This is a genomic window from uncultured Bacteroides sp. (assembly GCF_958445495.1).
In the GTDB taxonomy this organism is placed as follows: Bacteria; Bacteroidota; Bacteroidia; order Bacteroidales; family Bacteroidaceae; genus Bacteroides.
In genome coordinates this window covers 20980-28826 of sequence record NZ_CAUCSQ010000050.1, presented here as the reverse complement: position 1 = coordinate 28826, position 7847 = coordinate 20980, and the positions used below count along the sequence as shown (strand labels likewise).

At 41.5% G+C, this 7847-nt stretch carries 6 protein-coding genes; 4 read left to right on the top strand and 2 right to left on the bottom strand.

What is annotated here, in order from left to right:
• The 4 genes from Q5076_RS14670 to Q5076_RS14655 form a co-directional block, all read left to right on the top strand.
• On the top strand, nucleotides 1–862 hold an 862-nt coding region (locus Q5076_RS14670), incomplete at its 5' end, for a glycoside hydrolase family 18 (protein WP_303014347.1).
• Nucleotides 863–867: 5 nt separating this feature from the next.
• The gene (locus tag Q5076_RS14665) at nucleotides 868–2028 is read left to right on the top strand and encodes a DUF1735 and LamG domain-containing protein (protein ID WP_303014346.1); all 1161 of its coding nucleotides are present in this window, start codon (nucleotides 868–870) and stop codon (nucleotides 2026–2028) included.
• Between the two features lie 54 nt (nucleotides 2029–2082).
• Complete coding sequence (locus Q5076_RS14660; RefSeq protein WP_303014345.1) at nucleotides 2083–3477, top strand: DUF1735 domain-containing protein; 1395 nt, start codon at nucleotides 2083–2085, stop codon at nucleotides 3475–3477.
• A 43-nt stretch (nucleotides 3478–3520) separates the two neighbouring features.
• Complete coding sequence (locus tag Q5076_RS14655) at nucleotides 3521–4483, top strand: pilus assembly protein N-terminal domain-containing protein (protein ID WP_303014344.1); 963 nt, start codon at nucleotides 3521–3523, stop codon at nucleotides 4481–4483.
• 481 nt (nucleotides 4484–4964) lie between these two features.
• Here Q5076_RS14655 and Q5076_RS14650 read toward each other — a convergent pair whose 3' ends face one another.
• Together Q5076_RS14650 and Q5076_RS14645 are read right to left on the bottom strand one after the other, a co-directional pair.
• Nucleotides 4965–5399 (bottom strand): DUF6078 family protein, encoded by a 435-nt coding sequence (locus Q5076_RS14650; protein WP_303014343.1) that lies wholly within the window; start codon nucleotides 5397–5399, stop codon nucleotides 4965–4967.
• Nucleotides 5400–5570: 171 nt separating this feature from the next.
• Nucleotides 5571–7841, bottom strand: a complete 2271-nt coding sequence (locus Q5076_RS14645; protein WP_303014342.1) for a GH92 family glycosyl hydrolase — start codon at nucleotides 7839–7841, stop codon at nucleotides 5571–5573.
• Nucleotides 7842–7847: the final 6 nt, after the last annotated feature.

The window sequence follows — 7847 nt, the reverse complement described above, 5'->3', positions numbered from 1 at the left end:
ATACAAAAAGTCGGAACATAAGTTTGTGTATGCATGGTTTGACAACAGTGAAAAGTCACCTTACAGCCGCAGCCAACACCTGACGGATTTGCCCGACAGCATTGATGTCGTGATACTGATGCATCCGGACAATCTGGTGGAACGTGAGTTGCAGGAAATGGAATTAATAAAAAGTAATAAGAATACAAAGGTTATTTATCCTATCAGTTTTGATGAAATCAAAGTTACATATAATAAATCAATCGAGAAGGAAGTGACTGAAGAACCGGAAGCGCAGGATTTTCTCTCTTATATGGTAGATACGTTGCAATATGCTCTTTCTATGGCAGACAAATATGGTTATGACGGAATAGCAATTGAATATGAAGGGAAAAACATATTACATATGACGGAAGCTGAAAAGAACGAATATGTGCAAAATGAAAAAGCATTTGCCGGAATAATGAATGATTGGTTTCAGAGGCATCGGCAACATATAATTGTTTTTAAAGGTAATCCACAGCATTTGGTAAATAAAGAACTGTTAATTGACTGCTCTGTAGTGTTGGTGCCGTGTTTTGATGTAAGTAGCGTAGAGAAACTGACATTCAATTTGCAACTGGCAACCGTAGAAAATGTTCCGATAGATAAGCTTGGGGTCATTATTCCAACGGCATCCCCTGATAATAGCAGAGAAGTCGGTTATTTTGATGACGGGACAAAAATACTTGCAGGAGTGGCGGAATGGATTCTTAGTATCGACAATATAGATATTGCAGGGCTTGGGATTTATAATATTTCCAATGATTATTATCATCCTTCGATATCATTTAAAGATACTAGAGATGCAATTGCTACATTAAATCCACCAATAAAAAAATGACAGTCATGAAAAGATATGAATTATTTTCCATTGTAATATTGTTTGTTGTTCTCTGTTTTACAGGTTGCCAGAATGATACAGAAACATTCGATAATAAGATATATATAGATAATAATAAAGTGGGAACTATATTACTGAAAAAAGACATGGAAAGTCTGGAGAGAGTGATTCAGGCATCAGTGCCTAAACCTGCAGAAACAGATTTCATGATAACATACGAAATCGCTCCGTCGTTGGTGAATGTGTACAATTCGACTTATTATAACCATGCAACCATGTTACCTGAAGAGTGTTATGAAATAGGGGATGGACAAGTCAGGATACCCAAAGGAAGTACTAAGTCGACAGAATTAACCGTCCGTTTCAAAAACTTGTCCGTTCTTGACCGTGAATTGATGTATGTTCTTCCTGTTACGATAGCTGATGCGGACATTGCTATTCTTGAAAGCGCGCGGACCTGTTATTATGTTTTTAAAGGAGCCGCATTGATTAATACAGTAGCTAATATCAATGAAAATAATATATATGTGTCTTGGAAGAATCCAAGTGTGGTAAGCAGGTTGTATAAGTTGACGGCAGAAGCACTTGTGCGTGCGGATAAATTGGATAATAAGATAAGCACTTTAATGGGAATTGAAGGCAAGTTTCTTATTCGTCTTGGTGACTCCGAACCGTCCAATCAGATTCAAATAGCTACGGAAATGGATAATGTAACATCTGCAGATTGGATTCTTCCCATTAAAACATGGGTACATGTTGCTGTGACCTATAATTATGCTACCGGACTTGTTGAAATGTACATTGACGGGAAGAAGAAAACGGAACAAACCCTTGAATTCAGGAGTTTTGTAAATTGGGGAGTCGCACATTCTGATGAGTCAGACGGTAAACCCCGTTGTTTTTGGATTGGTTATTCTTATGATAAGGAACGGTACTTTAACGGTGATATTTGCGAATGCCGTATTTGGAATCGAATACTTAGCGAAGAGGAGATAAACGTAAAAGACCATTTTTATTATGTAGATTCCAATTCGGAAGGGTTGGTCGCTTATTGGAAATTCGATGATGCAGACAGTAACACGATTAAAGACCATACGACTAACGGGAATGATGCGACAGCATCTTATACATTAGTGTGGAAACCGGTGGAACTGCCTCAAAAATAAATAGTACCTTATTTAAATTATCAAAAATACATGACTATGAAATGCAATAGGCTTATGAATGTATTAATGTTTACATTGATATTATTTCTTGTAAATTGTTTTACTGCTTGTGAAGGAGATATTGAAACATCGCGGATAGATGAAGAGACCTACATTGTAAGTAATGAATTATTGGGATATGTGACAAATCAGGAAGGCAGTCGTACTGTCAGTAACGTTGAATTCCGCAATGAGGGAACTTCGTCTTTCTATCTTAATTCCACATTAAAATCAACGCAAGATTGTGCTGCGTTTTTAACATACGACAAAAGCGTTTTGGAAGCGTATAATGAAAAAAATCAGAGTAATTATAAGGCTTTTCCTGAACAACTTATAACAATGGAGAACAACGGCAGATTAACAATTAGTGCAGGTAACAGAAAATCGGAGGAAATGAAAATATCATATCATAGCGACAATACATTAACTTCCGAAGATACCTATGTTATCCCTCTCTCTGTTAATACAGCATCAGAAAATATGGCAATCTCTCAGGAAAATCAAAACTTCCTGATATTTATTAAAGATTTGACGTCTGTTATGGATTGTAATAAAGCAAATGGAGTAAAAATCATCAGTTGTATGGAAATTAACGACGCCAATCCTTTGAACCATCTTTGTTTCAAATTGAAGAATAGTAATAAATTGTTGGTTGATATGGTTATCTTATTTGCAGCTAACATCAAATATGATAAAGAAAAACAAAAAGTATATCTCTATAATAATCCTAATATACAGCATATACTTTCAAATCATGAGAAATATCTTAAACCTTTGCAAGACAGAGGAATGAAAATCCTTCTTGGAATAATCGGCGACCATGACCGTGCGGCTGTCGGTAATCTGGCTGATGCTACAGCTAAAGTATTTGCAAAGGAAGTAAAAGCAATGTGTGATGCTTACCAATTGGATGGTGTTTTTATGGATGATGAACATTCAGAAGAAATGCATCCTGCACCTATCGGATTTGTTGATAGCTCATCTAAGGCTGCGGCAAGGTTGTGTTACGAAATAAAGCAAGTAATGCCCAATCGTATAATGGCTGTTTATGTTTATACGACAACATACAGTCTTCCGGCAGTGGATGGACATCCATCTGGGGAATTTGTAGATTATGGAATTAATGACTATGGAAGAAGTTTTAATTTAAGCGGTAACTACCCTGGCATGTCGAAGGCTAATATGGCATTATGGTCGCAGGAATTGAATCTTTCTAAGGGAACAGAAGTCACAGAATCCCAATTAAGGACAGCACGAGACAATGGTTATCTAAGTCATATGTTTTTTGCTTTGGACCCGGCAAGAGCTTATTTTGAGTATGACCAGCTTCCTGTTTTGGAAAAGATAGCCAGGGGGTACTTCGATGACGAATTAGTATATGATGGGGAACCTTATAAGAAAGATTGGTAATGATATCCCCAATGAATTTAATTAATCTATAAAATATAGGCACATGAAAAATATTCATAAATCAGTATTCTTATTTTGTATTCTGGCATTAATGCTGAATAGTTGCAGCAACAATGATGAAAAGAATGATATTCCGACTATAAAAGATATTCCAGAACTTAATATTAGTGACGAGTCAATCAGTGTAATTGTTGATAAAGAAACAAATGTTGAAATAACTCAAGGAGGAAATGAGTATATGGCATTTTCACTTAATCCGGGAATAGCAGAGGTTGCAATGGATGATGATAGCCATATCATAATAACCGGGAAATCCGGTGGAAATACATTTATGATTGTATCCGACCAAGAGGGACAGTATAAAAAGTACCCGGTTATGGCTTATTATGACCTGTTAGTCCTCAATAAAGATAAAGTCGATATTGAAACTTCCACAACTAAACCGAATACTACTGTGGTAAAGGTTATTAAAGGAAACGGAAAATATTCGGCAACATCCGACAATGATGAAATATTGACATTGGATGTTTCGGAAAGCGATATAAAAGTTACAGCCCTCAAAGAAGGTGATGCCAATATCATAGTAAAAGATGCGATGGGAATGCAGGCTGGTTTTTCCGTTCATATAACCATCTCAACAAATCCTTATAATGAAGAGGAAATTGCACGAATTATTAGTGATTCCAGGGAAAGATATGAATTTGAAGGTTATAAGGTGGAGAAAAGTAGCCGAAATACATTTTATTACGGAATAGAAAACGGAAAGAACAAATATGGCTGGGATTATTATGGTGAATATGTGACTATCTTGGCATCCGGAGATAAATCTGTGGGTAAGAAAGAAACTGCATTATTGTCTCAATCTGTGTACGGGAACACTAAATTTACGAATGAACCTGTTCATTTTGAAGTTATAAAAAATGACGGAAGCAAAATCTGGGCTGTATATTCGGTAATTAAAAACGAGAAGATTTACGGTTATCTATGTACTAAGGTAAATCCATAATTAAGGATTTATTTTAATATTCTTCTGGGATGATAAAAGAAGAACATTTATCGTAATTTACAACATGTAATAAGAGGCGGCTTAATATCGGGTCGCCTCTCTATATTATGGGATTAGGAGGTCTGTTTAAAATGATATATACTTATATATTACAAAAGAATTAAACTTAGAACCCGCTGTCTGTCGTTTTTATTATCCGATTATATAAGGATTCTTCCTCTTGTTCTTTGCAAATATGTAATGGGAAAGATTGTTACAATCTGTTTATTACACTGTTTATTGCATAAACTGACAGAAGGGAAACACAAGAGAACGAAACAAAAATCCGTGCCACCGTATTGGCACAGTTGTGCCATTTCGATGTCACGATTGTGCCAATGCGATGGCACAACTGTGCCGATAAGCTGTAATTTATGTGCCGGCAAGATAAAATCGGTGTGCCGGTTAAACGTACCGGTTGTGCCAGGTGGAGAGAACCCTGTTACCAGTCGTAGTTTTCGATATATGCATCGAACTCTTTGGGGTGGGTTACTCCGCAATTCTTGAGGATAGCCAATACTTGCCGCTGTTCGGAAGGTGTGAGCAGTCGTTCTCCTTTACGTGAACGGTAGTAAGTCCTGCGGCCCAGATAGCTCATCAGGTATGGAATGACCGTTTGCATTTGTTTGTGGGGGAGATTCTCCAGGAGGCCGATGAAACCTTTGGCATACCGTACTTTTGCACTGGAACGGTAGTGAGGGCAGCGGTTTCCTGCGGCGGCCAAATATTTGGGACTGATGATAACCCATTGTTCTACGTTTTCCGGAACACTCTGTTCGGTGAGTTGCCGTAAGCATGTGTCTGCTTGGGGACATTGCCGGTTGAGGCACATTGCATACTGGTAGGGGACTTCTTTGAAGTCGATTTTTTCTTTCATGGCTTGTATGTCGTTTATCCGGTAAAGGTAGCGAAAGGTTATTGAAAAATAGCCTGAAAGCGAAGAAATCCGCTTTCAGGCTATTTTTTAGTTGCCGTCTTGATTAAGAAACAGACCGTTTCCCCGGAAACTGGGATGGGGAAAAGGAGTGGCAACCTGCTATGGCAAAGGTTATTTTTCTTTGGAGAACGAATAAGGCATGTCTTCTTCTTTGACTCCCCTGTTCATATTGGGTTTGTCGCCCATTTCCACCTTGAGTGTGCCTCCTTTGAATAAATCCGCATGCCGGAGGTAATTCTTGGTGTAATCTGTTCCGTTGAACGTCATGGAGCCGATATAGAAATTCTTCTTGCTGTTGTTGGGAGCGTCGACTACCAGGCTGTTGCCGTTCTCGAAATGAAGGGTTGCCTTCTTGAACAGAGGAGCGCCTACGACATATTCGTCCGTTCCCGGACAGACGGGGTAGAAACCCAGTGCGGAGAAGACATACCAGGCGGAAGTCTGCCCGTTGTCCTCGTCGCCGCAGTAGCCGTCGGGGGTGGGAGAGTACATTCTGTCCATGACCTGACGCAGCCAGTATTGCGCTTTCCACGGTTGGCCGGCGTAGTCATACAGGTAAATCATGTGCTGAATCGGTTGGTTCCCGTGCGCGTAGTTGCCCATGTTCATAACCGTCATTTCGCGAATCTCGTGAATTACCTGCCCGTAATAACTGTCGTCGAAAACGGGAGGCACGGCAAAGACGGAATCCATCATCGTGATGAACATCTCTTTTCCTCCCATCAAGTCAATCAGCCCTTGCGGGTCATGGAATACAGACCAGGTGTAGTGCCAACTGTTGCCTTCCGTAAAGGCGTCTCCCCATTTCAGCGGGGAGAACGGCGATTGGAATGTACCGTCTTCATTGCGTCCGCGCATCAGTTTGGACTCCTTGTCGAAAAGGTTCTTGTAGTTCATGGCGCGTTCGGCAAAGAGGGCGATTTCCTTCTTCGGACGTTTCAACTCTTTCGCCAACCGGTAGATACACCAGTCGTTGTATGCGTATTCCAACGTGCGGGCTGCGTTTTCGTTGATTTTTACATCATAAGGCACATAGCCCAGTTTGTTGTAATATTCGTGTCCCAGGCGTCCGGTCGAGGATACTTGCGGATGCACGTTTTCCGTTCCGTGAATCAATCCTTCGTACAGTGTTTTCAGGTCGTCTACCCGGACACCCTTCATATAGGCATCTACCAGGACAGAGGCGGAATTGTTGCCTACCATGCATCCTCTATGTCCTGGACTTGCCCATTCGGGGAAGAAGCCGCTTTCTTTATATGCGTTGATAAGCCCTTCCTGCATCTCTTTGTTTACTGAAGGATACATCAGGTTCAGCAGAGGGAACAGGCAGCGGAAGGTATCCCAGAAACCGGTGTCGGTGTACATGTATCCGGGCAATACCTGGCCGTTGTAAGGACTGTAGTGAACCGGTTTTCCGTTCGTGTCCAGCTCGTAGAATTTGCGGGGGAAGAGCAGGGAGCGGTACAGGCAGGAATAGAAGGTGCGGTATTGGTCCAGATTGCCACCTTCTACTTCAATTTTGCCTAATACCTCGTTCCACGCTTTTTTCCCCTTTTGGGAGAGTTGTTCGATATTGTCTTTGCCCAATTCTTTCATGTTGACGGCCGCCTGTTCGAAGCTGATGAAGGAAGAGGCGATTCTGGCATGCACCTGTTCGCCTTTGTGTGTCCGGAAGCCGATGACGGCTCCGGCATGGCCGGCGGTCTGCTCCGTGACGTTTTCCTGCAAGTTGCCGTCGGCTACCGTAGCTTTATAGGTGAAGGGCTTGTCAAACTCGATGATGAAATAGTTCCTGAAGTTTTCGGGGACTCCTCCGCTGTTGCGGGTGCTGTAGCCGATAATCTTGTTCTCTTCCGGAATGATTTTGATGTACGAGCCTTTGTCGAAAGCGTCTACCACGATATACGAATGCTCGTTTTCCGGGAAAGTGAAACGGAAGAGGACAGCGCGTTCCGTCGGAGACATTTCCGTCACTACGTCATGTTCTGCGAGGTACACCTTATAATAATAAGGGGTGGCAGTCTCGCCTTTGTGGGCAAACCAGCTTGCGCGCTTTTCTTCGTTGAATTCCGGTTTGCCGACTACCGGCATCACGGAGAATTGTCCGTAGTCGTTAATCCACGGGCTGGGCTGGTGCGTCTGTTTAAACCCGCGAATCTTGTTGGCCGTATAGGTGTATTGCCACCCGTCGCCCATCTTTCCTGTCTGCGGTGTCCAGAAGTTCATGCCCCAGGGGCGGGCGATGGCGGGATAGGTATTACCTGTCGATAGCTCGAAAACGGACTGGGTCCCCATTAGCGGGTTGACATACTGTGTCCAGTCTTTGGCTTTTGCAAAGAGTGTGCATCCAAGTACACAAACGATGATTAGCAGTCTTTTCATGGCATA

Coding starts and splice junctions, on each gene's coding strand:
- Q5076_RS14645 (WP_303014342.1), bottom strand. CDS start 7,841: ATGAAAAGACTGCTAATCATCGTTTGTGTACTTGGATGCACACTCTTT.
- Q5076_RS14660 (WP_303014345.1), top strand. CDS start 2,083: ATGAATGTATTAATGTTTACATTGATATTATTTCTTGTAAATTGTTTT.
- Q5076_RS14650 (WP_303014343.1), bottom strand. CDS start 5,399: ATGAAAGAAAAAATCGACTTCAAAGAAGTCCCCTACCAGTATGCAATG.
- Q5076_RS14665 (WP_303014346.1), top strand. CDS start 868: ATGAAAAGATATGAATTATTTTCCATTGTAATATTGTTTGTTGTTCTC.
- Q5076_RS14655 (WP_303014344.1), top strand. CDS start 3,521: ATGAAAAATATTCATAAATCAGTATTCTTATTTTGTATTCTGGCATTA.